The sequence below is a fragment of the Streptomyces sp. ISL-96 genome (genome assembly GCF_018614035.1).
Classification (GTDB): domain Bacteria; phylum Actinomycetota; class Actinomycetes; order Streptomycetales; family Streptomycetaceae; genus Streptomyces.
In genome coordinates, this window is the sequence record NZ_JAGGPA010000088.1 from 1 (window position 1) to 26,430 (window position 26,430).

Consider the following 26,430-nt stretch of genomic DNA (forward strand, 5'->3'; position numbering starts at 1 on the left):
CAAGGGCGCTCCTGCGTCGCGTCGCCTGCGGCGATTGCGCTGCGCTTCACCCTTGACCACCGGACCTCCGCCGCAATGCTTCTGGGGGGCGGCCCCCCGGGGGGGAGCCCACGGGGAAACTCCGGCAAGTGGCCGTTCACCGCTGCCGGGCGGCGGGCTCGGTGAGTGGGGCGCACCACGTCCAGGGGGCGGTGCGGCCCCAGGCTCAGCGACTGCGGGAACGGCCGCTGGTACTACACTCCCATTCCCACGCACACGACCACCCACGCCGGAGGGCGGCTGGTCGGTCAGGTCGACCTGCGGACTCATGGGCCTGCGGGTGGGGCGCGACAGTTCAATGGGGCGACTCGGGCCGGTTCGGCGTCCACCCCCGACCGGCGGTCGGCTGGGCCACAAGCAGGTTGCTGGTGTGGGTGGGTGGTTGAGGCACCGAGTGCGACTGCGGAGGCCAGCAAGTCGATCGCGGAAGCCGCACTTTCGAGCTTGGATGGCCGGATGGAACATATCGAGGATGCCGCTACCGGTCACGCTGACTCACGGACCGTCGGGCTCCCTCGCCCGGTACGGGGAGTGAAGGTGTATTCCCGCCAGACGCTTGGGGCTTGCTGGCCGACGTACGGCAGGGCGGAGTTGGACTTCGAGCCGGTTCCCGAAGGGACGGCGTCGTCATGCGAGTTTGCCTGTTCGGCGCTGCCGGAACCGGATGATGAGCTCGAAGAGGCGCTCGTGCAGGGCGTAATGCGGGAGCTGGCCGGTGAGGGCAGCAACAGTCCGGAAGCACGCCGGGGGAACTCAGTGGGCGTGCGCGTTATTGTGCGAGCTCTGTGGTGGCACCCTGCCGATTCCTGCGAAGGCGTATTCGTCAGGCTGGGTGCACTCGCGGTGCGGGAAGCACTCCAGTGTGTGGCAGAGGACCGGGAACCGCAGGAGATCGTGACACGGGTCAGCCTGCTTTGATGGCCTAGAAGAGGCTCCCTATCCCGTCGTAGCCGTCACGAAGGCGTGGCCAGCGCCCCGAAGCGGACGGTCTGAGCGACCGAAGTCCGCGCCGGGCTGTTGGTGTGCACTGAACCCAGCACTTGACGCATGCCGGGCCCCTCCTGATGCGCCGAAAGCGGGCAAAAGGGGCGCCAAGGCTCGTCATGTGTTGGATTCGTCCCATTCCGCCGACTGAGAGCCTCGAATTGCCCCACCTGTGGGAGTGAAAGTGTCGACCGTCCTACCGGCCGGCCGATGGGTTCACCCCCTGCGGGCCTGGCCGTGAGTGTCGCACCAGCCTGCGAGCGTCGTCGCTCGTCCGGCCGGGCCGTCGGCAGGACCACCGACCCCTGGGTGCCCATCCACCCACCCACATCAGCAACCTGCTTGTGGCCCAGCCGATCACCGGACGGGGTGGACGCCACAGCCACCCGAGTCACCCCATTCAACTGTCGCGCCCCACCCGCAGACCCATGAGTCCGCACGTCGACCCGCCAGATCGACCGGACCGCCGGCGTGGGTGCTCGCATGCGTAGGAAATGGGATGTCGCACCAATGGCCGTCCCCGCACCCGCCGAGACGGGGGCCGGGCCACCCCTTAGACGTCATGCGCCCCACCCACTCGGCCGTCGGCCACCGAACCGAGCCGCGCCACTTCCTCAGCCCCCGTGCAGGGCGTTTTTCTTTGGGCCGTCCCCGTACAAGCGTTAGCGGTGGGCCGGGGCGGCGGGTCAAGGGGAGCCCGAAGGGTTCTCGCGCAGCGACGCGACGCAGGAGCGCCCTTGACGCGCCGGTCCGGCCCACCGACACTCGAGCGCTCGGGACGGCCCGAAACCCCCAGAAGCGAGCCTTGGTTACTGCCCCTGGTGAGCTGCGCCACGGCGGGGCGCCCGTCCGGCGCCCCGCCCAACACTCGACCTCAGTGCCTCCGGCCCCGCAGCCGCCCCAGCAGCGACCTCGCCTGGCTGCGCCTCCTGGGGTCGGACGCTGCGCGGCGTCCCTGTGCGATCGTTCGGCGCCCTTGCGGGCTGCGTGCGTACTGCTTGATCCGGCTGATGATGCCCGGCATGGTCGGCCCTCCGTTCGCGGTGGTGGCACGTGCTGTGGCGTGCGTTTTGCTCTACGTATGCCGCTTACCCCGTCTCGGGCGTTCCAAGACCGACCTGCGGGTGATCGGTGCCGTTGTCGTCGCTCATGCGCGGGAGCCTGGACGAGGAGGGAGCGGCAGAAGTCCTACGCCGGCCTCGTCGCCCCCGCGAACGGCATCTGGTCGATCGGCGCCACCCGGACCGGGGCGCCGGGGCGGGGTGCGTGGATCATCTGGCCGTTGCCGATGTAGAGGCCCACGTGGCTGATGCCGGAGTAGAAGAAGACCAGGTCCCCAGGAGCCAGCTGCGAGCGCGAGACGCGCTGTCCCGCGTTGATCTGCGTGTACGTCGTACGCGGCAGCGAGACGCCCGCCGCCTTCCAGGCCGCCTGCGTCAGGCCCGAGCAGTCGAAGGCGGACGGCCCCGTGGCACCCCAGACGTACGGCTTGCCGATCGCCCCGTAAGCGAAGGAAACCGCCTGCCCGGCTCGGGAGGTCGGCGCCTGGGGCGGGCGGTTGCTGCGCGTGGCGGTGCGGCCGGACCGGTCCGACCAGTCGGCCCCGGACGCGGTAGCGGCGGTCGAGGCGCCGTGGCCGTCCTCCTGGGCGTACTCCGCGCGCTGCTCCGCCGTGAGGCGGGACAGGAGGTTCTCGGCCGCGCCGATCCTCTCCTTGATCTTCGACTTGTGCCTGTGCAGATCCTTCTGGTGCGCCTTGAGCTCGTCCAGGCGGTCGTCCGCCTCCCCCCGCAGCTGCTCGATCTCGCCGAGCTGCTGCCGTATCCCGGTGACGGCCGCCGCCTGCCGGTCGCCGGCGCGGTCGGCGATCGCGGCGCGCTCCAGGTACTGGTCCGGGTCGGAGGTGAGTGCGACCTGTACGGCCGGATCGATCGCGCCGGTGCGGTACTGCGCGGTGGCGAGCGAACCGAGCCCGTTGCGCGCCGCGTTGAGGCGCTCGGTCCTGCGGGCGGCCTCGTCGCGCAGCTCGTTCAGTGACTCGCCGGCGTTGTCGGCCTTCTCCTTCACCCCGTTGTACTTCTCGGTGGCGACCTCGGCGTCGTGGTACAGCTGATCGACCTTCGCCTTCACCTGAGCGGGGGTGAGAGCGGGCTCCGCGTGCCCGATGCCGTCGAACGCGGTGGCGCTCGCGGCTCCCGCGAGCGCGAAGGTGACGGCGGTGCGGGCGGTGCGGGCGGTGCGGGCGGTGCGAGCGGTGTTGCCGGTGAACAGGCGCTTCTTGGGCTTTTGGTGCGTGGCCACGAGGGCGTCCACGTCCTTCCGTCCTGTACGTCGCTGTACGTCGAGCCGCTCGCATCCGGCGGCGGCCCGCACAGGGGAACGGGCCGCCGCCGGACTCTCGGCGGTGGTGTCCGACTGCCGCTCCGGGGAGGGGCGGCGGTGGGGAGTCGGTCACCTGGGGAAGGACGCTAAACCTGAGGGTCACGGGACAGAGGTGGAATGACCGACAGTGGTCGAATTAGGCAGCTGAGTGAACGTGGTTGGGAAGGCACCCTGCGTCGGCAGCGAGCATTCCGCTCTTCCGCGACCGATACGGCGATGGCACGGGAACCTGGCCGCCGGGGCTGCTATGGCCGGAGCTAGGCTCCGGTTCATGGACGTACTCATCGATCTCTTCGTCGGCCTGCACATCATCGGCATCGCCTCGCTGCTCGGCGGCTTCCTGACCCAGATGAAGGCGATGGGCAACGGCACGGCCCGCTTCAATCCGGCGATGCTGCACGGCGCGCTGACCATGCTCGTCACGGGCGTGGCGCTGGTGGGCCTCAACCAGGCCGACGATCAGACGGTGAACAACCTCAAGATCGGCATCAAGCTCGCGATCCTCGTGGTGATCCTCGGCCTGGTGTACGTCAAGCGCGATGAGGAGAAGGTCGAGAAGGCGCTGTTCGGGGCGGTCGGCGGCCTGACCGTCGCCAATATCTTCATCGCGGTGCTCTGGACCTGATTCCGGCCGCCGCGTCGCACCCGTCAGCGGACGCTACGCGGGGCGCACGCTGCCGTAGACCGGCATGTAGTAGATCGACTCCTCGCGGACGTACGCGCCGGGCTTCGGGGCGTGGATCATCTTGCCGGCGCCGATGTAGATGCCGACGTGGCTGATGTCGTCGTAGAAGAAGACCAGGTCACCGGGCTTGAGGTTGTCCGTCGCGATGCGCGTGCCGACCTTCACCTGGTCCCAGGTGGTACGGGGGAGATCGACGCCGGCGGCCTTCCAGGCGCCCTGGGTGAGGCCGGAGCAGTCGTACGAGGTGGGGCCTGCCGCGCCCCAGACGTACGGCTTGCCGATCTGGGCGCGGGCGAAGGCCAGCACCTTCTCGGCCTTGGCGGCGTACGCGTCGCCGGTGCCGGTGCCGGTGCCGGTGCCGGTGCCGGCTCCCGTGCCCGTGCCTGCTCCCGTGCCTGCGCCCGTATCGCTCTCGTCCTGCTGTGCCGCTTCCTCCCGGCGCTTGCGCTCCGCCTCCGCCTTCGCTTCGGCTTCCGCCTCAGCCTCGGCCTTCGCCTCGGCCTTGCGCCGCGCCTCCGCTTCCCGCTTCTTCTCCAGCGCCGCCAGCCGCGCCTTCTCCTGCGTGGTCAGCCGGGACAGCAGCTCGCGCGCCTCCGCGAGTTTTGTCTGCACGTCCTGCTTCGAGGACTTGAGGGAAGCCTGCGACTCGGTGAGGCTCTCCAGGCTCCGCGTCGCCTCGGCGCGCTTCTTCGACGCCGCCGCCTGCTGCGTCTCGAAGTCGGTGACATCCGTCTGCTGGCGTTCTGTCATCCGGTCCAGCAGCCGGTTCTGGTCGAAGTACGCCTGCGGGCTGTCCGCGAGGAGCAGCGCGGCGGTCGGGGTGACCGACCCCGACCGGTACTGCGCCGCCGCGTAGTTGCCGAGCTTGCGCCGGGCCTCGTTCAGCTTCTCTGTCCGCTCGGCCACGGCGTCGAGCAGGCCGTCCACGGACTTCCGCTGCTGGTCCGTCTTCTCTTTGGCCAGGTTGTACTTCTGCGTGGCCGTGCCGGCCTGCCGGTAGAGGTCGTCGACCTTCTTCTGCACCTCTTCGACGGTCGGCTTCGGAGCCGACGGCGCTGCGGGTGCCGCGCCCGCTGTCTGGGCCAGCAGGCCGACTGAGGCGAATGCGGCCGTCGTGATGCCCAGTGCGGGTGCGGTGGTGCGTGTACGGGCACGCGGCTTGCGATGCGACGCCAAGGCCGGCATCTCCTTCCGTGGACCGCCTACCGGGTTAGCTGTCGGGTTCGGGCGGGACGAACGGAAGGTGCCCTACGGTCCGTGGGACTGGACTGCGGACCGATTCACCCCAGGTGGTGCGCGTGGGTCCCCGGTTCCGAACTGCCCTGTGGCAGCCCGGATTCGGCGTGGGCTGATCGCTCCGGCGCTGTTCGCCGGCTGGGGTACGAGCCGCCCGACTCGGCACGCTAGCCAACAGTTGTGAGCGCTGGGAAGCCCGATGTTCGATATGCCCGATACGTTTTCGTGACCTGGTCGAGTTGGTTCCGTTGTGCGTCCCGCAGCCCGGTTCCTCGGTCCGCCGTCGGGCGTGCGCAAGGTCACACAGGGCGACGGCAGGCGTGCGAAGTGGCGGAGCGCCGGGTTCGCCCGGCCGGATCCGGGTGGCCCCGGTGAAATCCGGGGCGGGCTGTCGGTGGTCCCGCCTAAGCTTGGTAGACGATGAGCAGCCTCTTTGACGACAGCTTCCTGGCCGACCTCCAGCACTCGGAGTACGCAAAGGACACCGCCCCGCCGCCCCCCGAGGACCACGCCGAGGACCACGCCCGGGAGGAGGTCCCGCACGACCTCTTCGGCGGCGCCTTCGACGCGCCTCCGGCGCCCAGGGACGGGCACTACAGGGACGGCGCGCCGCGCCCGGTCGTGGACGCCGCCGCGCTGCTCGACGGGCTGAACGAAGAGCAGCGCGCCGCCGTCGTGCACGCCGGGTCGCCGCTGCTCATCGTGGCCGGCGCGGGCTCCGGCAAGACCCGTGTCCTGACCCACCGCATCGCATACCTGCTGGCCAAGCGGGGTGTGCACCCCGGCCAGATCCTCGCGATCACCTTCACCAACAAGGCCGCGGGCGAGATGAAGGAGCGCGTGGAGCAGCTCGTCGGCCCGCGCGCCGGCCACATGTGGGTCTCCACCTTCCACAGCGCCTGCGTGCGCATCCTGCGCCGCGAGTCGAAGAAGCTCGGCTTCACGTCCTCGTTCTCGATCTACGACGCCGCCGACTCGAAGCGCCTCATGGCGCTCGTCTGCCGCGATCTCGACCTTGACCCGAAGCGCTTCCCGCCGAAGGCCTTCAGCGCCAAGGTCTCGAACCTCAAGAACGAGCTGATAGACGAAGAGACCTTCGCCGGTCAGGCCGCCGACGGCTTCGAGAAGACCCTGGCGCAGGCGTACGCGATGTACCAGGCGCGGCTGCGCGAGGCCAACGCCCTGGACTTCGACGACATCATCATGACCACGGTCCACCTGCTCCAGGCGTTCCCGGACGTCGCCGAGCACTACCGGATGCGCTTTAGGCACGTCATGGTCGACGAGTACCAGGACACCAACCACGCTCAGTACACGCTCGTACGCGAACTGGTAGGACCCTCGGGCGAGAACCAGGCGCCCGCCGAGCTGTGTGTCGTGGGCGACGCCGACCAGTCGATCTACGCCTTCCGCGGCGCCACCATCCGTAACATCCTCCAGTTCGAGGAGGACTACCCGGACGCCAAGACGATCCTGCTGGAGCAGAACTACCGCTCGACGCAGACCATCCTCACCGCCGCCAACGCCGTCATCGAGCGCAACGAGAACCGCCGCCCGAAGAACCTGTGGACGGACGCCGGGGCGGGTTCGTTGATCACCGGGTACGTCGCCGACACCGAGCACGACGAGGCGCAGTTCGTCGCCGAGGAGATCGACCGGCTGACGGACGCGGGCGACGCGAAGGCCGGCGACGTCGCCGTCTTCTACCGTACGAACGCCCAGTCCCGCGTCTTCGAAGAGATCTTCATCCGCGTCGGGCTGCCCTACAAGGTCGTCGGCGGCGTGCGCTTCTACGAGCGCAAGGAGGTCCGGGACGTGCTCGCGTACCTGCGCGTCCTGGCGAATCCCGAGGACACCGTTCCGCTGCGCCGCATTCTGAACGTACCCAAGCGTGGCATCGGCGACCGTGCCGAGGCGATGATCGACGCGCTGTCGCTGCACGAGAAGATCAGCTTCCCGCAGGCGCTGCGGCGCGTGGACGAGGCGTACGGCATGGCGGCCCGCTCGGCGAACGCCGTGAAGCGCTTCAACACGCTCATGGAGGAGCTCCGTACGATCGTCGAGTCGGGCGCCGGGCCCGCCACGGTCCTGGAGGCTGTTTTCGAGCGGACCGGCTATCTCGCCGAGCTCCAGGCCTCGACCGACCCGCAGGACGAGACGCGCATCGAGAACCTTCAGGAACTTGCCGCCGTGGCCCTGGAGTTCGAGCAGGAGCGCGAGGGCGACGTGCCCGGGACGCTGGCCGAATTCCTGGAGAAGGTCGCGCTCGTCGCCGACTCCGACCAGATTCCCGATGAGGACGAGGACGGGTCCGGCGTCATCACGCTGATGACGCTGCACACCGCCAAGGGGCTTGAATTCCCTGTGGTGTTCCTGACCGGCATGGAGGACGGCGTCTTCCCGCACATGCGCGCGCTCGGCCAGACCAAGGAACTGGAGGAGGAGCGGCGACTCGCGTACGTCGGCATCACGCGCGCCCGCGAGCGCCTCTACCTGACGCGGGCCTCGATGCGCAGCGCGTGGGGCCAGCCGTCGTACAACCCGCCGTCGCGGTTCCTGGAGGAGATCCCGGAGACGTACCTGACGTGGAAGCGCAAGGGCGCGCAGGCCCCGGCGGGGCCGGTGTCGGGCGTCGCTTCGTCGCTGTCGTCCTCGCTGGCCTCGCGGTCGCGGGGTGGTGGCGGCGGCGCTTCGGGGTTCGCCACGCGGCGGACGTCGGACAAGCCGGTGGTCGCGCTTTCGGTCGGGGACCGGGTCACGCACGACCAGTTCGGGCTCGGCACCGTGATGACGGTGACGGGGACGGGGTCGGACGCGCAGGCGACGATCGACTTCGGCGACGAGCGGCCGAAGAAGCTGTTGCTGCGGTACGCGCCGGTCGAGAAGCTGTAGCGGCTGCGGCTGCGGCTGCGGCTGCGGCTTCGCGTGGGGTTTACGTCGGGCTGAGGCCGTGGCCGCGGAACCACTGCAGGGGGTCGATCGCCGACCCGCCGCCGGGACGCACCTCGAAGTGGAGGTGCGGGCCCGTGGAGTTGCCCGAGTTGCCGGAGTACGCGATGGTGTCGCCGGCCTGGACCGAGCCGGAGCGGATCTTGGTGCTGCTGAGGTGGCAGTACCAGGTCTCCGTGCCGTCGGGGGCGGTCACTATCGCCATGTTTCCGTAGGCGCTGTTGTACTGCGTACGGACCGTGCCGTCGGTCGCCGCCATCACGGGCGTGCCGTACGAGACGGGGAAGTCGATGCCGGAGTGCACGGACATCCAGTTGATGCCGGCCTGGCCGTAGTACGCGCTGAGGCCGTGCTGCTCGACCGGCAGGGCGAACTTCGGGCGGGCGGCCTCCTTGCGGGCGGCCTCCTCGGCCCTGCGCTTCTTCTCGGCGGCCTGGCGCGCCTGGAGGTCGATACGTTCCTGCGTGCGGCTCGCGCGGTCGGCGAAGTCGTTGACGCCCTCGTCCAGGGCGGCGAACTGGGTGTCCAGCTTGTTGTTGACCGCTACGGGCTTGACCGAGCCGGGGTCGGCGGCGGTCACCGTCTTGGTCGTGTCCTTCTTCTCCTCGGCGGGGGCGCCGCCGACGCTGCCGACCGAGGCGGCGGCGATGCCGGCCACGCCCATCACGCAGGCGGAGGGGACGGCGACGGTGAGGAGGGCGGAGCGTTTGGCGGGGGTGCGGCGGCGGCCGCGGCCGGAGTTGCCGGAGCTGCCCGCGCTGCGGCGGGCCGATCGGGAGCCGGGCGCGGTTGCTGCGGCGGCTGTTGCTGCGGCCGGTGCGTCTTCGAGTTCCGGCTCGGGCCCGGGTCCAGGCTCCGGTTCGGGCTCGTTTTCCTGTTCGGGCGCGTGATCCGGGGCGTATTCGTGCTCGGCCTCGGGCGTGTCGTCAGCCAGGCCGGCCACCGGGAACTCGGCTGTCTCGTAGAACACTTGCTGCTGAGGCGGGGCGCTCTCGTACGCGCCGGTGTTCCAGGCGGTGGCGTCGTACGCGCCGGTGTCGTACGCGCTTGTGTCGTACGTGCCGTCGTCGTAGCCCGGTGTCGTGTTCCACTGCCCGGTGGCGTCGTCGGCGGCCTGGGTGAACTGGGCTGTTTCGTACTGGCCTGTCTGGTACTGGCCGCTGTCGTGCTGGCCCGTGTCGGCGTGGCCTGTTCCGTACTGGCCGGTGTCGTACTGGCCGGTCGTGAAGTGGCTCGTGTCGAACTGTCCTGTCTGGTTCCAGGCGTTGGAGTCCCACTGGCCGGTGGACTGGGCCGGGATTCCGGCCGCCGTCTGATAGGCGGCGGTGGGCCACGCTCCGGTGGCGTCGTACTGCGGCTGCTCTTGCTGCTGGTGCTCGTGCTGCTGCGTGCCGTACGCGTCGTAACCGACCGCCTGTTGGGCTCCCGTGGCATCCCACTGGGTGGTGTCGTACTGGCCGCTGTGGCCTGCTTCGTAGTGACTCCCCTGGGCGGGGAGGGTTCCGAAGAGGGGATCCGCTTGGAACGTGCCGGTGGAGTAGCCGTCGTACCCGGCGTGGGCGTGCTGGTCGTCCACCAACTTCTCTCTCGCCTCGGCAATGCAGGACCTGTGGGGGCTGGGGTCCCGGGAGGGAGCCCCAGAGGCAAAGCAGTGGCGCGACTGTACCCGGCGGTAAGGGACGGCGACAATCTTCGCCAGATTTTCCACGGTCCGGAAACGGGCATTCGGCCGCCTTTCGGCGGACGGCGGGCACAGCTTTGGTGCTGTGTTCGACTGATGTTCGATCAGGGTTCAGTGAGTTCAGGCGACGGAGACCGTGCCCGAGGTGCCCGCCTCGGTGTCCTGCTCCTCCAGCGCCTGCCGGATGCCGGCGGCGACCGTCGGATGGACGGGCAGAGCGAGGTGGCCGATTCCTGTCACCCGTATGTTCTGGGCGATGAGATCCGGGTGGCTGACGCACGCGGTTTTGACCGGGATCATGATCTGGTCGAGATCGCTCCAGAAACTCACGAACCGCGTGCGGCAGGACGGCGCGGGCCTGCGCAGCTCTTCGATCACATCGGAGCCGGGCCGCATCTGCCGCACGATGGGGTGCGCGCTCATCGGCGGGGCGATGCTGGTGCCGGCGTGCGGGGTGCCGAGCGTGACGAGGGTGCGCACGCGGGTGTCGCCGCCGAGCCGTTGGACGTAATAGCGGGCGATCAGGCCGCCGAGGCTGTGTCCGACGATGTCGATCCGGGTGTGGCCCGTACGGTCGCAGATCTCCGCGACGTGGCGGCCGAGCAGCTCCGCCGCGGTGCGGATGTCGCAGGTGAGCGGCGAGTAGTTGAGCGACTCCAGGTGGCGCCAGCCGTGCCGGGCCAGGGAGCGGCGCAGCACGACGAAGACCGAACGGTTGTCGACGAAGCCGTGGAGCAGTACGACGGGCGGGTGGTCCTGGCCGACGGCGGGGAGCCGGGGGGTCTCGGGCGGCACGGACGCCGGGTCGGGGACTGCGTCCACGCCGTTGCGGCGCTCCTGGGCGATGCCGGACGGGTAGAGGAGCAGGTGCCCGGCGAGGATGGCGAGGTCCAGCGCGGTGGCTCTCAGGAGCGCGGCCGACACGCGCAGCTCCTGCAGACGGGGCAAAAAGAAAAAGGGCAGGACCCTCATGGCCGACCTCCCGAACGGCACGTGGGGTCGCTGCTCCGTCCCCCGTGTGCCCTCATGGGGTGCCGTACTGAGGAACGCGGCCGACCGTTCCACCGTGCCGCGCGGCTGACGGCACGGTGGAACGGCGGCCTCGTTGCGGCTCCCCTTGCGGTCGTCCCGGCTGCTGCGGCGGCTGCTGCGGCTGGCGGGCCGCGGTAGCCGCTGTAGCGTGGCAGGAACGACGCATAGCGAACATGTCCCATGTGTGATTTCCCCCTCCCTGTCCACCGCGAAACGGCCGGTTGCGGGATGCTGTCGATAACGTTCGTTCACTTCCCCGTCCGTATCGGTGCGGGGCGCGTGCCAATGACGGCGCAGTCGGTACATGGAGGCAGTGATGGGTGTGACCGGACCGATCCGCGTGGTGGTCGCCAAGCCGGGACTCGACGGACACGATCGCGGGGCAAAGGTCATCGCGCGGGCTCTGCGCGACGCAGGTATGGAAGTCATCTACACCGGGCTTCACCAGACGCCCGAGCAGATCGTGGACACCGCCATTCAGGAGGACGCCGACGCGATTGGCCTGTCCATCCTCTCGGGCGCGCACAACACGCTCTTCGTGAAGGTCATCGAGCTGCTCAAGCAGCGCGATGCGGAGGACATCAAGGTCTTCGGCGGCGGCATCATCCCGGAGGCGGACATCGCGCCGCTGAAGGAGAAGGGCGTCGCGGAGATCTTCACGCCGGGTGCGACTACACAGTCGATCGTGGAGTGGGTCAACACTCACGTCCGCCAGGCGGCCGACGCGTAAGGGCCCTCAACCGCCGGACGGGACAGCCAGCCCCTCCGGCGTTTGAGGAGCGGGGTCTGGGGCCGAAGCCCCAGGCACCCCCGCCCGGCGGTCTAGCCCTCCCCTAGCTCCGCGAGCATCGCGGCTCTGAGGCGGAGGGTGCCGACGAGACGCTGGAAGGCCTCCGACCAGTAGCCCCCGGCGCCGGGCACCGCGTCCTCCAGCTCTTCAGGCGTCGTCGTGAGTATTTCGAGGCGGCCCGCCTCGCCGGGGTCGAGGCAGCGCTCGGCCAGACCCATGACCCCACTGAAACTCCAGGGGTAGCTCCCCGCGTCCCGGGCGATGTCCAGCGCGTCGACCACCGCGCGGCCGAGCGGCTGCGCCCACGGCACGGTGCACACCCCGAGCAGCTGGAACGCCTCGGAGAGGCCGTGCGCCGCGATGAACGCGGCCACCCAATCCGCGCGTTCGCCCGCCGGCAAGGTCGCCAGCAGTTTCGCCCGCTCGGCGAGGGACGACGTACCGGGGCCGGTCGCCGGTGGTGCGGACGGCGGGCCGAGCAGCGCGCGGGACCAGCCGGCGTCCCGCTGGCGCACCGCCGCGCGGCACCAGGCCGCGTGCAGCTCCTCCTTCCAGTCGTCGCTCACGGGCAGGGTGACGATCTCCTGCGGCGTACGGCCGCCCAGCCGGTGCGGCCAGGTGTGCAACGGGGCCGACTCGACCAGCTGGCCCAGCCACCAGGAGCGCTCCCCCCTGCCCGCCGGCGGATGGGGCGACACGCCGTCGCGCTGCATGTCCGCGTCGCATTCGTGCGGGGCCTCCACGGCGATGCGCTCGCCTCCGGTCGCGCGGCCGGAACGGTCCAGGCTGACGCAGGTGGCGGCCCGCGCCGCCATCCGCTTGGCGAGCGCGGAGGTCGGCAGCGCGGAGAGCAGCTCGGCGGCGGTGGCCCGCACATTGCGGCTGCGGTCGGACAGGGCCTGTTCCAGGAAAGGCTCGTCCGCCTCCGAGAGGCCGCAGCGCAGCGAATCCAGGAACATCAGGCGGTCCTCGGCGCGCTCGGTGGGCCACGTCGTCGCGAGCAGCGCTCGCGCGGCGACCGGGTCCTGGGCGCGGACGGCTGCGAGCAGGCCGACGCGCTCCGCGAACAGGCCCTCCTCCCACAGGCGCCGTACGGCTGCCGCGTCCCGGGGGTCGGGCATCGCGGCGTTGCCGCCGCCCGATTCGCCGCCCGACGTGCCGCGCAGCGCGAACCGCCAGTCCCGGTTCAACCGGGCCAGCCACAGCCCGCGCGGCCCGGCGAAGGCCAGCGCCTGAGGGCGCAGGTCGGTACGGGCACGGGCCGCGTCCAGCAGCGCGGGGAGCAGGGCCGGTGGCGCCTGGAACTGGCGCCGGTTCGCGGCGGCGAGCCACTGGGGGAGCAGCTCGGTGAGATCGGGCGCGGTGCCGCGCCTGCCCCCGGCGCCGACGCCGGTACTGGCGCCGGCGGGGGATGACGTGCGGCCGGCCAGCAGTTGTGCGAGGCGGTGGCGGGCGGGTGCGGGCAGCGGGGGGCGCGGGTCGTGCGGCGCGGGTTCGGGGCGTGCGGCGGCTCGCGCGGGCAGGAGGCCCGCCCTGCGGCGTACGGTCTGGTACGCGGCGGCGTCCAGCAGCGCGGTGGGGGCGTCCTTGCCCTGGGCCGCTGCGCCGGGCGGCAGCGTACGGCGGTCGGTGCCGAGCAGGGCGGTGGTGACCAGGTCCTCCCACGTGGACGTTGGCGTCGCTTCCGGGGCCTTGGGGTCGGCGCCGTGCCGTGGCGTCTCCTCGGTCGTCGAACGTTCGGGTACGGGGATTTCTTCGGGGTGGTTGCGTTCAACGCCCTGCGGGGAGCGCCCCGGCACGTCCCCTCCTGGCAACGTGCCTTGTGCCGGCGCGGCTTCGGGTGTCCTGCCGGTGGTGGTCATCGGTGCCTCCTTGGTCAGGGTTCGGTCAGCGGGACAGGTTCCGTCGAGCCGTCGGACCAGGCCGTCAGCGGCGTGAAGCCTCGGTGGCCGCACTCGCCGAAGACCGTGACGGGGCCGCCGCCCGACAGGGCCGCCAGCTTCCAGAGCTTTGGGCGGGACAGCGCTGCCTGGGTGACCGGCAAGGCTGAGTCGCCTTCCGCGTCGGCCAGTTGCCAGGCATCGTCGGACGGGACCGGTATGACGCGGCTCAGCGTCACCGGCCAGGAGTCCAGCCACGGGTCGTCGCCCAGGGCGTTGGCGTACGCGTGGATCGCTTGTGTGGTGCCGACGCCTGGTGGCGGGGTGTCGATCGGGAGTGGGAGGGCCGGGTGGTCGCGCAGGTCGGCCCTCAGTTGCGCCGCGCCCGGGTAGTAGGTGAGCTCGGTGTCCAGCGTCAGGCCTGTGGGCAGCGCGATTTCGGGGGCGCGGCCCCCGGCGCCGAAGGAGAGGATCAGCGCCATGCGCCCCGACTCCCGTCCGTACAGCCATATGCGGCGCGCGACCAGGTTGCCGTCCGGGGTGTCGTACTGGGCGAGCACCAGCCAGCGGTCACGGACGGCCGGTCCCGCGGCGGACGCGGTGAGGCCGACGCGTGTCCGCACTGTCGCGGCCAGCGGCTCCGGCAGCCGGTCGCGGCCCAGCCACGCCATATCCAGCAGATGGAGCAGCGCGCACTCCTCCAGCAGCCGGGCAGGCCAGCCCGGCCCCGATGCGGGCACCGCGCCCAACTCCCGCACCCGCGCGGCCAGCCCCGGCGCCTGAGCGTCGACCATGCGGCGGGATGTCTCCTCCCACAGGCCGTAGTTCGTCTGCTCGGTGGCTACCAGGCCTCCGCGCAGCAGGTCGGCCAGGCGCTGCTCCAGCTCCGATGCTCCGGTGGTGATCCGTTCGGCGCGTTGCTCGGCCCTGCGCCTCGCCGCCTCGGGCTTGCCGGCCTTCGTGTGAGTGGTCTGCTTCCTGTGGGACGTCAGCCATTCGTCCGCCCAGTCCGGCGCCTCGGTTTCTTGCATGGCCGACTCGTCCGCTGTCCAGAGCAGCAGCAGGCCCAGCGCGTGCTTACAGGGGGACTTACGGCTCGGGCAGCTGCACTTGTAGGCGGGGCTGCCGCCCGCGGTGTCGACCACCGTCCGGTATGGAGTGCTGCCGCTGCCCCTGCACGATCCCCATAGCGCCCCCGACCCGCTGCAACCCGCCTCCGACCACGGCCCGGCCGTGCCGAGCCTGCTTCCCGTTTTGCGTGACGCATCGTCAGGAGCCAAGGCCAGCACCTGTTCCGCAGTCCAGCGCACCCCCTGCTGATTCATGGGAAAGACGCTACGGGGCACCACTGACAACCGGCTCCGACCTGCGGTTTTGATCTGCGCTCGGCACTTGACCGGGCTTTCGCTTTGCGGTTGAGTGCCAACTTCTGACGTACGTTCAGATCCGGGGGGATCTCATATGAACCGCATCATCCGTGCCGGCGTCTGTGCCGCCACTGTCGGCCTTGTGTTCGGGCTGGGTGCCTGCTCCGAGGCGACCGAAGCCGCAAAGAAGGAGTCCGTCGACCAGATCGACAAGGCCATCGACGAGAAGTACGAAGTCACGTACGAGGTCACCGGCAAGAACATCGAGTCCATCGAGTTCGTGGGTGGCGAGGGCACGGCCATGGAACCGAAGCTGGAGTCGGTCAAGAAGCCCACGCTGCCTTGGAAGAAGACGGTCACGCTGCGCGGCATCATGCCGCCATCCGTTTCCCCGATCAGCCTCGATCCCGCCGACCTGACCTGCAAGGTCATCTACAAGGGCGAGACGATCAAGGAGGCGAAGGGCGAGAAGGCTCTGCTCGGCTGCATCGCGGAGTCTCCGATCGTGTGAAGTGACGGCCGCAGGCGGTCACTTACGCGCTGACCTGCGGTGACGGTCGATTGTCAGTGGCGTGGTGCACGGTGGATCCCACATCCGGGAAATCTGGAGGGGGATCCATGACCGTGCCCGAAACCAAGGTCCTGCGGCCGCATGCCGAAGACGCCTACGCCGACGAGCTCAAGGCGCTGGCCGCTGCCGACGACCGGCCGCGGCCGGCGAAATGGCTGCTTTCGCCGTGGGCCGTGGCGACGTACCTGCTCGGTGGGACGCTTTCCGACGGCACGGTGATCACGCCGAAGTACGTGGGACCGCGCCGGATTGTCGAAGTCGCCGTCACCACGCTCGCCACCGACCGGGCGTTGCTGCTGCTCGGTGTTCCGGGCACCGCGAAGACCTGGGTGTCCGAGCATCTCGCGGCCGCCGTGAGCGGTGACTCGACGCTGCTCGTGCAGGGCACTGCGGGAACACCCGAGGAAGCCATCCGGTATGGCTGGAACTACGCCCGGCTGCTCGCGCACGGGCCGAGTCGTGAGGCGCTCGTGCCCAGTCCCGTCATGCGTGCCATGGCCGACGGCATGACGGCGCGGGTCGAAGAGCTCACCCGCATCCCGGCCGACGTGCAGGACACCCTGATCACGATCCTGTCGGAGAAGACCCTGCCCATTCCCGAGTTGGGGCAGGAGCAGCAGGCCGTACGCGGCTTCAATCTGATCGCCACCGCCAATGACCGCGACCGTGGGGTCAACGATCTGTCGAGCGCGCTGCGCCGGCGGTTCAACACGGTCGTGCTGCCGTTGCCGGAGACGGCCGAGGCCGAAGTGGACATCGTGGCGCGGCGCGTCGATCAGATCGGGCGTTCGCTCGACCTTCCGGGCGTGCCCGACGGATTCGACGAGATCCGGCGCGTCGTCACCGTCTTCCGTGAGCTGCGCGACGGCGTGACCGTCGACGGGCGTACGAAGGTCAAGTCGCCCTCCGGCACGCTGTCCACGGCCGAGGCGATCTCCGTAGTGACGGGTGGCCTCGCTCTTGCTGCGCACTTCGGGGACGGCGTGCTGCGCTCCGGCGACGTGGCGGCCGGGCTCCTCGGTGCGGTCGTTCGCGACCCTGCGGCGGACCGTGTCGTCTGGCAGGAGTACCTGGAGACGGTCGTCCGCGAGCGGGACGGCTGGAAGGACTTCTACCGTGCCTGCCGGGAGGTGTCGGGATGAGGTCCGGGCCTCTGTTGCTGGGCGTACGCCACCACGGGCCCGGCTCGGCCCGTGCGGTGCGCGGGGCGCTCGACGCCGCGCGGCCCCTGGCCGTCCTGATCGAGGGGCCACCGGAGGCCGATGCGCTGCTGCCGCTCGCGGCCGACGAGGCGATGCGCCCGCCCGTGGCCCTGCTGGCGCATGTCACGGACGATCCGCGGCGGGCCGCTTTCTGGCCGCTGGCTGAGTTCTCCCCCGAGTGGGTCGCGATCCGCTGGGCGCTCGGGAACGGGGTGCCGGTCCGCTTCATCGACCTGCCGGCAGCGCACTCGCTGGCGCTGACTGAGGAGAGTGGGGAGGGTGGGGAGCCCCTTGCCGTCGATCCGGTGGGGGTGCTTGCCGAGGCTGCCGGGTACGACGATCCGGAGCGGTGGTGGGAGGACGTGGTCGAGCACCGCGGGGACGGTGGCGCCGGTCCGTTCGCGGCGTTCGGGGCGCTCGCGGAGGCCATGGGGGCACTGCGCGAGACGTACGGAGACGGAGGGCACACCCGCGACCGGGTGCGCGAGGCGTACATGAGGCTCCAGCTGCGGGCAGCGCGGAAGGAGTTCGGTGACGACTTCGCCGTGGTCTGCGGTGCGTGGCACCTGCCCGCGCTCGGCGAGAAGGTCGCGACCGCCACCGCCGACCGCGCGCTGCTCAAGGGCCTGCCCACGGTCAAGACCGAGATGACGTGGGTGCCCTGGACGCACCGCAGGCTGGCCCGGCACAGTGGATACGGCGCGGGCATCGAATCACCCGGCTGGTACGGGCATCTCTTCGCTGCCGCGGACCGTCCTGTGGAACGCTGGATGACCAAGGTCGCCGGGCTGCTGCGGGGCGAGGACCGGATGGTTTCCTCCGCCCACGTCATCGAGGCCGTACGGCTCGCCGAAACGCTCGCCGTCATGCGCGGCCGCCCGCTCGCGGGGCTCACGGAGACGACCGACGCCGTGCGGGCGGTGATGTGCGAGGGATCGGACGTACCGCTGGCGCTCGTGCGCGACAGGCTCGTTGTCGGCGACGTACTGGGTGAAGTCCCGGACTCGGCGCCCGCCGTGCCGCTGCAACGTGATCTGGCGCGGGCACAACGGAGTCTGCGGCTCAAGCCCGAGGCCCACGAGCGTGACCTGGAGCTCGATCTGCGCAAGGAGACCGACGCGGCGCGCAGCCGGCTGCTGCACCGGCTGCGGCTGCTGTCCATCGGCTGGGGAGAGCCGGCGGAGGCGCGGGGGAGTACGGGAACGTTCCGCGAGACCTGGCGGCTGTGCTGGGAGCCCGAGCTGTCGGTTCGGGTCGCCGAGGCCGGAGTGTGGGGCACCACCGTGCTCTCCGCAGCCACCGCCAAGGCCGAGTCCCGGGCCGTGTCGGCCACCGTCCTCGCCGACGTCACCGCGCTCGCCGAGCGGTGCCTGCTGGCCGAACTGCCCGACGCCCTGCCCGTGGTCATGCGGGCCCTCGCCGACCGAGCGGCGCTGGACGCGGACGTCGGCCACCTCGCCCAGGCGCTGCCCGCGCTCGCCCGTTCGCTGCGGTACGGCGACGTACGCGGCACGGACACGGCTGCGCTGGGAGAGGTCGCGGCGGGTCTCGCGGAGCGGATCTGCGTGGGGCTGCCACCCGCCTGTACCGGCCTCGACGCGGACGGTGCGGCGGACATGCGCCGCCACCTCGACGCGGTCCACGCGGCGATCGGCCTCCTGGCCGAGACCGCGCCGGGCAAGCGCCGTGATGTGCGGGGGCGTTGGTCGGCAGTGCTGAGGACGCTCTGCGGGCGGGACAGCGTGGGAGGGGTGATCCGCGGCCGGGCGGTGCGGCTGCTGCTGGACGACGGCAGGCTAGGGGACGACGAGGCGGCGCGCCTCATGGGGCTCGCACTGTCGCCCGGGACGCCGCCGGCCGATGCCGCGGCCTGGATCGAGGGCTTCGTCGGCGGAGCCGCCGGGGGCGGAATGCTCCTGGTGCACGACGAGCGGCTCCTCGGCCTGGTGGACGCCTGGCTGACGGGCGTGCCCGGCGCCGCGTTCACCGACGTACTGCCGCTGCTGCGCCGCACGTTCTCGGCGTACGAACCGGGAGTGCGGCGGACTTTGGGGGAACTGATCCGGCGCGGTCCGTCCGCTGCGCGCCGCCCAGCACGGACGGAGCCCGGCGCTCCCGGTTTCGGGCCGGGCCTCGACGAGGAACGCGCGGACGCGGTGCTGAGGGTGCTGCAACTGCTGCTCGGGGAAGAGTCAGCCCCTCCGGCCCTGCTCGGGGCAAGTTCAGCCCCTCCGGCGTTTGAGGAGGCGAGTCTGGGGCGGAGCCCCTCGCGCGGCGGCGCCAACGGCGAGGAGCGGTTGCGGCGGTGGCGGCTTGTGCTGGGCGGGGAGGCGGCGGACGGGACCGGGTGCGCGCTCGGCGGTCAGGACGCCGCCATGGACGCGGCGTTGGGCGCGCTGTACGGCGGCGGCCGTCGCGAAGCCGGGAGTCCGGCCGGCCGGTCGGCCGGGCTCGGCGCCTCCGCGCCGTCCGTCGCGCGCTGGCTCGGCGACATCCGTACGTACTTCCCGAGCTCCGTCGTGCAGGTCATGCAGCGCGACGCCATCGAGCGCCTGGGACTGTCGGCGCTGCTGCTGGAGCCCGAGATGCTGATGGCTGTCGAGGCGGACGTCCACCTCGTCGGGACGCTGCTCTCGCTCAACAAGGCGATGCCCGAGACGACCCGGGAAACGGCGCGTGCCGTCGTCCGCAAGGTCGTCGACGACCTGGAGAAGCGACTCGCCACCCGCACCCGTGCCACCCTCACCGGCGCCCTCGACCGCAGCTCCCGCGTCAACCGCCCCCGCCACCGCGACATCGACTGGGACCGGACCATCCGGGCCAACCTGAAGAACTACCTTCCCGAGTACGGGACGATCGTTCCCGAGCGGCTCGTCGGGTACGGGCGGGCGTCGCAGTCCGTGAAGAAGGACGTCGTCCTGTGCATCGACCAGTCGGGGTCGATGGCCGCGTCGGTGGTCTATGCGTCAGTTTTCGGTGCGGTCCTTGCCTCCATGCGCTCGATCAACACCCGCCTCGTCGTCTTCGACACCGCTGTCGTGGATCTCACCGATCAGCTGGACGATCCGGTCGACGTCCTCTTCGGTACGCAGCTGGGAGGAGGTACGGACATCAACCGCGCCCTCGCGTACTGCCAGTCGCAGATCACCCGCCCTGCCGACACGGTCGTCGTGCTGATCAGCGACCTCTACGAGGGCGGCATACGGGACGAGATGCTGAAGCGGGTCGCGGCGATGAAGGCGTCGGGAGTGCAGTTCGTGGCCCTCCTCGCGCTCTCCGACGAAGGCGCCCCCGCCTACGACCGTGAGCACGCGGCAGCTCTCGCGGCCCTCGGAGCCCCTGCCTTCGCCTGTACGCCGGACTTGTTTCCGGAGGTGATGGCGGCGGCGATCGAAAAGCGACCCCTGCCCATACCCGACATGGCGACTCTTCAGTAACATGCCTCCGTCACCTCCGTCCCCCTTCGAAGGCGTTTCTCCTCTTGACTGCCGTAGTCGCTCACTCCCTTGCTGTCCTGCGCGTACTGCGCCGGGCGGGTCGGCGGCGTGCACTGCGGGTGGTGTTCTTCCTGGGGAGTCTGCTGGCGTTGGGCGTGGTGTGGGGCGGGCAGGCGTACGCCGTCGAGGCGCCGCTGCCGGCGCGTGACCCCGCTGTTGCCGTGACGCCGGTGCAGGAGGCTGTTCCGCAGAAGCCGTTGGCGCAGCCGGTGCTCGACGGTGCACAGGCTGTGGATGAGGCCGTGGGGCTGGTGGCCGATGTCGTACGGCACGTCACTCGGCCCGTCGGTGAGCTGAAGGACCGCGTGGCGGAGCGTCGGCCGGACGCGCCTGAGCTGCCGGCGCCTGCTCTTCCAGCCCCCGCTCTTCCAGCCCCTGCTCTGCCGGCGCCCGCTGTTCCGGCGCCGGGGCCTGTGTTGCCCGTAGACGCGGCGTCTCCCGGCGGTGGTACGGAACCGCCCGCCGAGCCGGTCATGCCCGTGCACCAGGGCCCCGGCGACCGAGCGCAGCGAGCCGCGAGCGACACGTCCTCGGACGGCATGGCGGGCGCGGGCGCGAGCTTGGGCTTGGGCGACAGGGGCGTGTACCAGTACGACGTCTCCGGCCCGCATCACGCTGCTGCGCACCGGAGCCCCGGCCTCGGGGACTGCGGGGAGGCCGCTCCTCCCCTGGAAGCGCCTGCCGGGCCGTGCGGTGACGGCGTATGGCAGTCGGCCGGTGACGGGACCTCCTCGCGCTCCGGCGACCAGCACCCGGCGGCCGCGTTCGCGGACGGCGCCCGGTTCGGGCTGGTGCGCGGGGCAACGCTGCCGGCGACCACCTCACCGACGTACGACCGACCGCACCAGATCCTCGAATTTCCCGGCTAGGGCAGACCGTCCCCGCTCAATGACCTGCCGCGCGGGGGCGGGACAGGTCTGCCCGCCAATCCGGACACCTCCGGACACAGCCGAATGAATTCGAAGGATCTGAAGCAAGCATGAACAAGAACATCCGCCGTTCCATCGCCGTCGCCGCCACCGCCGGCGGCATGTGGGCCCTCGGCACCGCCGCCGCGAGCGCGGCCGAGCTGCCCGTCTCGGTGCCGCTGTCGGCCCCCGACCAGGCGTCCGACGCCATAGACGACGTCCAGGACGTCCAGGACGCAGGCCTTGTCAGCGACCTCGCCGACGTCACCGTCAGTGCGAACGTCGCTGCCCAGGATGTCCAGCAGGAGGTGCGGCACGACGTTCAGGCCGCGCCCTCCGTGGCTGTGGCAGAGGCTGAGGCCGAGGTCGACTACCTCTTCGGTCCGCTGTCCGCCTTCGCCTCCGAGCTGGAGCAGGCACCGAGCCAGGTCCAGGCCCAGGCGCACAGCTACGCCGAGGGCGCCGTCGCCGACGCCACCCCGCTCACCCACGCCGTCGCCCAGGACACCCTGCCGCCCATCGCCGCCCGCGCCGTGGCGGGCCTGCTCCCCGTCGCCGGTCAGGCCGTCGGTGACGCCGGTGGCCTCGCCCACGGCGCGGTCGGCGACGTGACGCCCTTCGCGGGCGGTGTCGTGAGCGACGTCCAGCCCTTCGCCGGTGGCGTCGTCTCCGAGGTCGGCCCGTTCGCGGATGGCGTCCACGGCGCGGTCCAACCGCTCGTCCAGACCGTCGTCGACCAGGTCCAGCCGCTCGCGTACGGCGTCGGCGGCAGCGCCCACACCCTCGCCCACGGTGTCGTCGGCGACGTGACGCCGTTCGCCGGCGGTGTCGTGTCCGACGTCCAGCCGTTCGCGCAGGACCTCTCGGGCACGGTCGCCTCCACCCCGCTCGCCGGCAACGCCGCCTTCGGCGCCCAGGACGCCGCCGACTCGGTCACCCCGGGCTACGCGTCGTACCTGACGCAGGGCATCTGACGTACGAGTGCACGACGTGCAGTGCACACAGGGCATCTGACCGGCGGGTCCGATGTTCCCCGGGCGGTCTCCATTGGGGTGGGGGCCGCCCGGCTCCGTGACGCCGTAGCACGTCCGTTCCGTGACCGGCTGTGACCGGTATCACCGCCCAGGTGTGATCTGCGATTTAGGGACCTGTGGCCCACGGGGATAACCTGCGAGACGGACATGCCGCGTACCGGACACCGTGTACGCCTCCCTTGTGACTGCGCCGTCACGTTGCCCTTCGCGGCACGCCCATCGCATTCAAAGCAACGAACCGCGATCACCAGAAAAGGGACGGACGCGCGTGGACCTGTTCGAGTACCAGGCGAGGGACCTCTTCGCCAAGCACGGTGTACCGGTGCTGGCCGGTGAAGTCATCGAAACGCCTGAGGCGGCGCGCGAGGCCACTGAGCGGCTGGGCGGCAAGTCGGTCGTCAAGGCGCAGGTGAAGGTCGGCGGCCGAGGCAAGGCCGGCGGCGTCAAGCTCGCCGCGACGCCGGACGAGGCCGTCGCCCGGGCGACGGACATCCTCGGGATGGACATCAAGGGCCACACGGTCCACAAGGTGATGATCGCCGAGACGGCGCCCGAGATCGCCGAGGAGTACTACGTTTCGTACCTCCTCGACCGTACGAACCGCACCTTCCTCGCCATGGCGTCCGTCCAGGGCGGCATGGACATCGAGGAGGTCGCGGAGAAGACCCCCGAGGCTCTCGCGAAGGTCCCGGTAAACGCCAATGACGGCGTCACGATCGAGAAGGCCCGCGAGATCGTCGCGCAGGCCAAGTTCCCGGCCGAGGTCGCCGAGCAGGTCGCCGAGGTTCTGGTGACGCTCTGGGACACCTTCGTCGCCGAGGACGCCCTCCTCGTCGAGGTCAACCCCCTCGCGAAGGTCGCCGACGGCCGCATCATCGCCCTCGACGGCAAGGTGTCTCTCGACGAGAACGCCGAGTTCCGCCAGCCGGGCCACGAGGAGTTCGTGGACCACGCCGCAGCCAACCCGCTCGAGGCTGCCGCCAAGGCCAAGAACCTCAACTACGTCAAGCTCGACGGCGAGGTCGGCATCATCGGTAACGGTGCCGGTCTGGTCATGTCGACCCTGGACGTCGTCGCGTACGCCGGTGAGAACCACGGCAACGTGAAGCCCGCCAACTTCCTCGACATCGGTGGCGGCGCCTCCGCCGAGGTCATGGCGAACGGCCTGGAGATCATCCTCGGCGACCCGGACGTCAAGTCCGTGTTCGTCAACGTCTTCGGTGGCATCACCGCCTGTGACGAGGTCGCCAACGGCATCGTCCAGGCTCTTGAGCTGCTCAAGACCAAGGGCGAGGCTGTTACCAAGCCGCTCGTCGTGCGACTGGACGGCAACAACGCGGAGCTGGGTCGCAGGATCCTCTCCGACGCGAACCACCCGCTCGTTCAGCGCGTGGACACCATGGACGGCGCGGCCGACAAGGCCGCCGAGCTCGCCGCGGCTGCGAAGTAAGGGACGAGGGACTCCAACACCATGGCTATCTTCCTCACCAAGGACAGCAAGGTCATCGTCCAGGGGATGACCGGCGCCACGGGCATGAAGCACACCAAGCTCATGCTGGCCGACGGCACCAACATCGTCGGTGGCGTGAACCCCCGCAAGGCCGGTACGTCCGTCGACTTCGACGGCACCGAGGTTCCGGTCTTCGGCTCCGTCAAGGAAGCGATGGAGAAGACGGGCGCCGACGTGTCCGTTCTCTTCGTGCCGCCGGCCTTCGCGAAGTCCGCGGTCGTCGAGGCGATCGACGCCGAGATTCCGCTGGCCGTCGTGATCACCGAGGGCATCGCCGTCCACGACTCGGCGGCCTTCTGGGCGTACGCCGGTGCCAAGGGCAACAAGACCCGGATCATCGGCCCGAACTGCCCCGGTCTCATCACGCCGGGCCAGTCCAACGCCGGCATCATCCCGGGCGACATCACGAAGCCCGGCCGCATCGGTCTCGTGTCGAAGTCCGGCACGCTGACCTACCAGATGATGTACGAGCTCCGTGACATCGGCTTCTCGTCCGCCGTCGGCATCGGTGGCGACCCGGTCATCGGTACCACGCACATTGACGCTCTGGCCGCGTTCGAGGCCGACGCTGACACTGATCTGATCGTGATGATCGGTGAGATCGGTGGCGACGCCGAGGAGCGTGCGGCTGATTACATCGCGAAGAACGTGACCAAGCCGGTCGTCGGTTACGTCGCGGGGTTCACGGCGCCGGAGGGCAAGACCATGGGTCACGCCGGCGCGATCGTGTCCGGTTCTTCTGGCACCGCACAGGCCAAGAAGGAGGCCCTTGAGGCCGCCGGAGTCAAGGTCGGCAAGACGCCCACCGAGACGGCGAAGCTGGCTCGCGCGATCCTGGCGGGCTAGTAGTTGGTAGTACGCCGCTGCCGCTTCGGCGGTGGTCCGGTGCGGGCCCGTATCCCCTGGTCAGGGGGTACGGGCCCGCCCGCGTTGGGTCGCCGCGTTGGGTCGCCGCGTTCGGTGCGCGTTCGTCAGCGCGTCTGGGGGACCAGACGGGCCGGGCCCGTGATGGGGGCCGAGTGGAGCATGTCGCGCAGCTCCTCGTCCTCCGGGGTCAGTGGCTGAGGGCCGCCGCGCACCGGGACGCCGCCCACTGGTTCGCCGGGGGCGCGCGGGGGCTCGTACCGCGTCGGGGCTGTGACGAGCGTGAAGCCTGTGGCGCTGACGATCATCGCCGTGAAGAAGAGGGCCGCGCGCGTCCAGAACCGCGTTTTGCGCTCGCTTCCCGTCCGTACGGCGCCGGCGGGCGGCAGCTTGACCGCCGGCGCGTTGACGGCCGGCGCGGTGGCGCACTCGGCGAGCTTGCCGAGGCGTTCCTGGAGCAGCGCGGTCTGCTCGGCGGGGGTGCCGGCGTCGGCCAGTTCCGGCAGCCGCCGGGTGATCGCGGCTCGGGCGTTGAGCAGGCGGTTGGCGGCGGCGCGGGTGCTCGCCTCGGTCTCGGCCGCCGTGTCGGGGAGGTCGAGGCCCAGGCCGTCGTACAGGAGGAGGGTGCGGCGGTAGACGGGGGGCAGGTCGAGGAGGGCCTGGAGGAGCACCCGGCGGTCGCGGTCGGTGGGGGGCCGTTCGGGGCGTGTGTGCGCGCGGTGCAGGCGGTGCCAGGGGGAGAGCGCGTACTCGTACGTCGCTGCCCTGACCCAGCTCGCCGGGTCGCGGTCGGTGGCCACGGTGGGCCAGCGCTGCCAGGCGAGGCGGAAGGCGTACTCGACGGACTCCCGGGCGAGGCGCCGGTTTCCGGTGAGGAGGTACGCCTGGCCCAGCAGGGCGGGGGCGGAGTGGGCGTAGAGGGCGTCGAAGGCCTGGGCGGGGGTGAGGGCGGGGGGTCCTTTCGCCGTGGCTGCGGGGTCGGTGCCGCGCCGTGGCGTCTCCTCGGTCGTCGAACGTTCGGGTACGGGGATTTCTTCGGGGTGGTTGCGTTCAACGCCCTGCGGGGAGCGCCCCGGCACGTCCCCTCCTGGCACCGTGGCTTGCGGGGCGGGGGTGGGCTCGTCCTTGAGGGAGGCGAGCAGTTTGGCGTACGCCGCTCGCTTGCGGCGCTTGGGGTTTACGCGGCCGGATTCCCAGGCCTTGAGCGTCTCGCGGGTGACGCCCAGAGCGGCGGCGACCTGCTCCTGGGTAAGCGATCTCGCCTCGCGCAGCCTGCGCCGCTCCTTGGGGGAGGGCAGCGGGGCCGCGGGGGCGGTTTCGGTGCCCTGCGTCATGAAAATCCCCCCGCAGCGCTACACCAGGCGAAAAAGTACATAAACGTATATTGAGCGACACGGCAGTCATTCGCCCGTTACATGGATTAAGCGCGTGTCGTTGACAGCATGGCCGGGTGACTCAAGTGACCCATCGCGCTACGTGGTTGCCGTCCGTGCGAAGCCGCTCCTCGGCGCAGGCCGCCTGTTTTGTAAGGGGGGTGATCGCTGCGGGGCTCGGTCTGGGATCCCTCGCCGTCCTGGTGCTGGGGCTGTGGATCAGTTCGCCGTACCCCGACAACGGGCCTGGCGGTGCGCTGCGCGCCGCCGCCGGGCTGTGGCTGCTCGCCCATGGGGCCGAGCTGGTCCGGTACGACACGCTCTCCGGCGTTCCCGCGCCCGTCGGGCTCACTCCGATGCTGCTCATGGCCCTGCCGGTGTGGCTGGCGCACCGGGCCGCGCGGGATGCGGTGGAGGGGGATGCGGTGGAGGGGGATGGAGTGGAG

Annotated in this window: 19 protein-coding genes, 1 pseudogene and 1 riboswitch; of the genes and pseudogenes, 13 read left to right on the forward strand and 7 right to left on the reverse strand. The window is 70.7% G+C overall.

Going from position 1 to position 26,430, the window contains the following annotated elements:
* Positions 1-495 precede the first annotated feature (495 nt).
* Entirely contained in the window at positions 496-957 is a 462-nt protein-coding gene (locus J7E96_RS35875; protein ID WP_215137951.1) for a hypothetical protein, read from the forward strand.
* A gap of 1,254 nt (positions 958-2,211) precedes the next feature.
* Here the strand turns inward: J7E96_RS35875 and J7E96_RS35880 are convergent.
* Positions 2,212-3,336, reverse strand: coding sequence for an NlpC/P60 family protein (locus J7E96_RS35880; protein ID WP_374196760.1), 1,125 nt, complete (start codon positions 3,334-3,336; stop codon positions 2,212-2,214).
* Between the two features lie 340 nt (positions 3,337-3,676).
* Between J7E96_RS35880 and J7E96_RS35885 the strand changes: the two genes are divergently transcribed.
* Positions 3,677-4,030 (forward strand): hypothetical protein, encoded by a 354-nt coding sequence (locus J7E96_RS35885; RefSeq protein WP_215137953.1) that lies wholly within the window; start codon positions 3,677-3,679, stop codon positions 4,028-4,030.
* A gap of 33 nt (positions 4,031-4,063) precedes the next feature.
* Here J7E96_RS35885 and J7E96_RS35890 read toward each other — a convergent pair whose 3' ends face one another.
* A complete protein-coding gene (locus J7E96_RS35890; protein ID WP_251070918.1) occupies positions 4,064-5,266 on the reverse strand; it encodes an NlpC/P60 family protein in 1,203 nt (400 codons plus the stop codon).
* 7 nt (positions 5,267-5,273) lie between these two features.
* A riboswitch (cyclic di-AMP (ydaO/yuaA leader) is annotated at positions 5,274-5,444 on the reverse strand.
* Positions 5,445-5,746: 302 nt separating this feature from the next.
* On the opposite strand from J7E96_RS35890, the gene pcrA reads away from it, so the two are divergent.
* Positions 5,747-8,218 carry a DNA helicase PcrA gene (gene pcrA / locus J7E96_RS35895; protein WP_215137957.1) on the forward strand — a complete coding sequence of 824 codons (2,472 nt, stop codon included), beginning with the start codon at positions 5,747-5,749 and terminating at the stop codon, positions 8,216-8,218.
* Positions 8,219-8,258: 40 nt separating this feature from the next.
* Here the strand turns inward: pcrA and J7E96_RS35900 are convergent, their stop codons facing one another.
* Both J7E96_RS35900 and J7E96_RS35905 read right to left on the reverse strand, forming a co-directional pair.
* Complete coding sequence (locus tag J7E96_RS35900) at positions 8,259-9,851, reverse strand: M23 family metallopeptidase (protein WP_215137959.1); 1,593 nt, start codon at positions 9,849-9,851, stop codon at positions 8,259-8,261.
* Positions 9,852-10,076: 225 nt separating this feature from the next.
* Positions 10,077-10,928: an alpha/beta fold hydrolase gene (locus J7E96_RS35905; RefSeq protein WP_215137962.1), complete on the reverse strand. Its 852-nt coding sequence runs from the start codon at positions 10,926-10,928 to the stop codon at positions 10,077-10,079.
* A 376-nt stretch (positions 10,929-11,304) separates the two neighbouring features.
* On the opposite strand from J7E96_RS35905, the gene J7E96_RS35910 reads away from it, so the two are divergent.
* The gene (locus tag J7E96_RS35910) at positions 11,305-11,718 is read left to right on the forward strand and encodes a cobalamin B12-binding domain-containing protein (protein WP_214970729.1); all 414 of its coding nucleotides are present in this window, start codon (positions 11,305-11,307) and stop codon (positions 11,716-11,718) included.
* A gap of 92 nt (positions 11,719-11,810) precedes the next feature.
* Here J7E96_RS35910 and J7E96_RS35915 read toward each other — a convergent pair whose 3' ends face one another.
* Both J7E96_RS35915 and J7E96_RS35920 read right to left on the reverse strand, forming a co-directional pair.
* Positions 11,811-13,640, reverse strand: coding sequence for a DUF5691 domain-containing protein (locus tag J7E96_RS35915; protein ID WP_251070920.1), 1,830 nt, complete (start codon positions 13,638-13,640; stop codon positions 11,811-11,813).
* A gap of 14 nt (positions 13,641-13,654) precedes the next feature.
* The gene (locus J7E96_RS35920) at positions 13,655-14,983 is read right to left on the reverse strand and encodes an SWIM zinc finger domain-containing protein (protein ID WP_215137964.1); all 1,329 of its coding nucleotides are present in this window, start codon (positions 14,981-14,983) and stop codon (positions 13,655-13,657) included.
* A 136-nt stretch (positions 14,984-15,119) separates the two neighbouring features.
* On the opposite strand from J7E96_RS35920, the gene J7E96_RS35925 reads away from it, so the two are divergent.
* The 8 genes and pseudogenes from J7E96_RS35925 (at position 15,120) to sucD (ending at position 24,593) form a co-directional block, all read left to right on the forward strand.
* Positions 15,120-15,536 (forward strand): hypothetical protein, encoded by a 417-nt coding sequence (locus J7E96_RS35925; RefSeq protein ID WP_215137966.1) that lies wholly within the window; start codon positions 15,120-15,122, stop codon positions 15,534-15,536.
* A gap of 107 nt (positions 15,537-15,643) precedes the next feature.
* The gene (locus tag J7E96_RS35930; protein ID WP_251070921.1) at positions 15,644-16,738 is read left to right on the forward strand and encodes an AAA family ATPase; all 1,095 of its coding nucleotides are present in this window, start codon (positions 15,644-15,646) and stop codon (positions 16,736-16,738) included.
* Positions 16,735-18,999 (forward strand): annotated as a pseudogene (locus tag J7E96_RS38000) (DUF5682 family protein); the annotation flags it as partial. The gene J7E96_RS35930 and the pseudogene J7E96_RS38000, both read left to right, overlap by 4 nt.
* Before the next feature lie 447 nt (positions 19,000-19,446).
* Positions 19,447-20,235, forward strand: coding sequence for a VWA domain-containing protein (locus J7E96_RS38005; RefSeq protein WP_251070924.1), 789 nt, complete (start codon positions 19,447-19,449; stop codon positions 20,233-20,235).
* A 44-nt stretch (positions 20,236-20,279) separates the two neighbouring features.
* Positions 20,280-21,164, forward strand: a complete 885-nt coding sequence (locus J7E96_RS35940; RefSeq protein WP_215137973.1) for a hypothetical protein — start codon at positions 20,280-20,282, stop codon at positions 21,162-21,164.
* 110 nt (positions 21,165-21,274) lie between these two features.
* On the forward strand, positions 21,275-22,177 hold the full coding sequence (locus tag J7E96_RS35945) for a hypothetical protein (RefSeq protein WP_215137975.1): 903 nt from the start codon (positions 21,275-21,277) through the stop codon (positions 22,175-22,177).
* A 328-nt stretch (positions 22,178-22,505) separates the two neighbouring features.
* Entirely contained in the window at positions 22,506-23,687 is a 1,182-nt protein-coding gene (gene sucC, locus J7E96_RS35950; RefSeq protein ID WP_215137977.1) for an ADP-forming succinate--CoA ligase subunit beta, read from the forward strand.
* A gap of 21 nt (positions 23,688-23,708) precedes the next feature.
* On the forward strand, positions 23,709-24,593 hold the full coding sequence (sucD, locus tag J7E96_RS35955; protein ID WP_215137979.1) for a succinate--CoA ligase subunit alpha: 885 nt from the start codon (positions 23,709-23,711) through the stop codon (positions 24,591-24,593).
* Between the two features lie 125 nt (positions 24,594-24,718).
* On the opposite strand, the gene J7E96_RS35960 is transcribed toward sucD, so the two are convergent.
* Positions 24,719-25,945, reverse strand: coding sequence for a helix-turn-helix domain-containing protein (locus J7E96_RS35960; protein WP_215137981.1), 1,227 nt, complete (start codon positions 25,943-25,945; stop codon positions 24,719-24,721).
* A gap of 116 nt (positions 25,946-26,061) precedes the next feature.
* On the opposite strand from J7E96_RS35960, the gene J7E96_RS35965 reads away from it, so the two are divergent.
* A partial coding sequence (locus J7E96_RS35965; protein WP_374196761.1) for a DUF6350 family protein occupies positions 26,062-26,430 on the forward strand: 369 nt, incomplete at its 3' end.

Excerpts from the sequence above, each read along its gene's own strand:
- J7E96_RS35875 (WP_215137951.1), top strand. The coding sequence starts at position 496 with ATGGAACATATCGAGGATGCCGCTACCGGTCACGCTGACTCACGGACC.
- J7E96_RS35885 (WP_215137953.1), top strand. The coding sequence starts at position 3,677 with ATGGACGTACTCATCGATCTCTTCGTCGGCCTGCACATCATCGGCATC.
- pcrA (WP_215137957.1), top strand. The coding sequence starts at position 5,747 with ATGAGCAGCCTCTTTGACGACAGCTTCCTGGCCGACCTCCAGCACTCG.
- J7E96_RS35905 (WP_215137962.1), bottom strand. The coding sequence starts at position 10,928 with ATGAGGGTCCTGCCCTTTTTCTTTTTGCCCCGTCTGCAGGAGCTGCGC.
- J7E96_RS35910 (WP_214970729.1), top strand. The coding sequence starts at position 11,305 with ATGGGTGTGACCGGACCGATCCGCGTGGTGGTCGCCAAGCCGGGACTC.
- J7E96_RS35915 (WP_251070920.1), bottom strand. The coding sequence starts at position 13,640 with ATGACCACCACCGGCAGGACACCCGAAGCCGCGCCGGCACAAGGCACG.
- J7E96_RS35920 (WP_215137964.1), bottom strand. The coding sequence starts at position 14,983 with ATGAATCAGCAGGGGGTGCGCTGGACTGCGGAACAGGTGCTGGCCTTG.
- J7E96_RS35925 (WP_215137966.1), top strand. The coding sequence starts at position 15,120 with ATGAACCGCATCATCCGTGCCGGCGTCTGTGCCGCCACTGTCGGCCTT.
- J7E96_RS35930 (WP_251070921.1), top strand. The coding sequence starts at position 15,644 with ATGACCGTGCCCGAAACCAAGGTCCTGCGGCCGCATGCCGAAGACGCC.
- J7E96_RS38005 (WP_251070924.1), top strand. The coding sequence starts at position 19,447 with ATGCCCGAGACGACCCGGGAAACGGCGCGTGCCGTCGTCCGCAAGGTC.
- J7E96_RS35945 (WP_215137975.1), top strand. The coding sequence starts at position 21,275 with ATGAACAAGAACATCCGCCGTTCCATCGCCGTCGCCGCCACCGCCGGC.
- sucD (WP_215137979.1), top strand. The coding sequence starts at position 23,709 with ATGGCTATCTTCCTCACCAAGGACAGCAAGGTCATCGTCCAGGGGATG.
- J7E96_RS35960 (WP_215137981.1), bottom strand. The coding sequence starts at position 25,945 with ATGACGCAGGGCACCGAAACCGCCCCCGCGGCCCCGCTGCCCTCCCCC.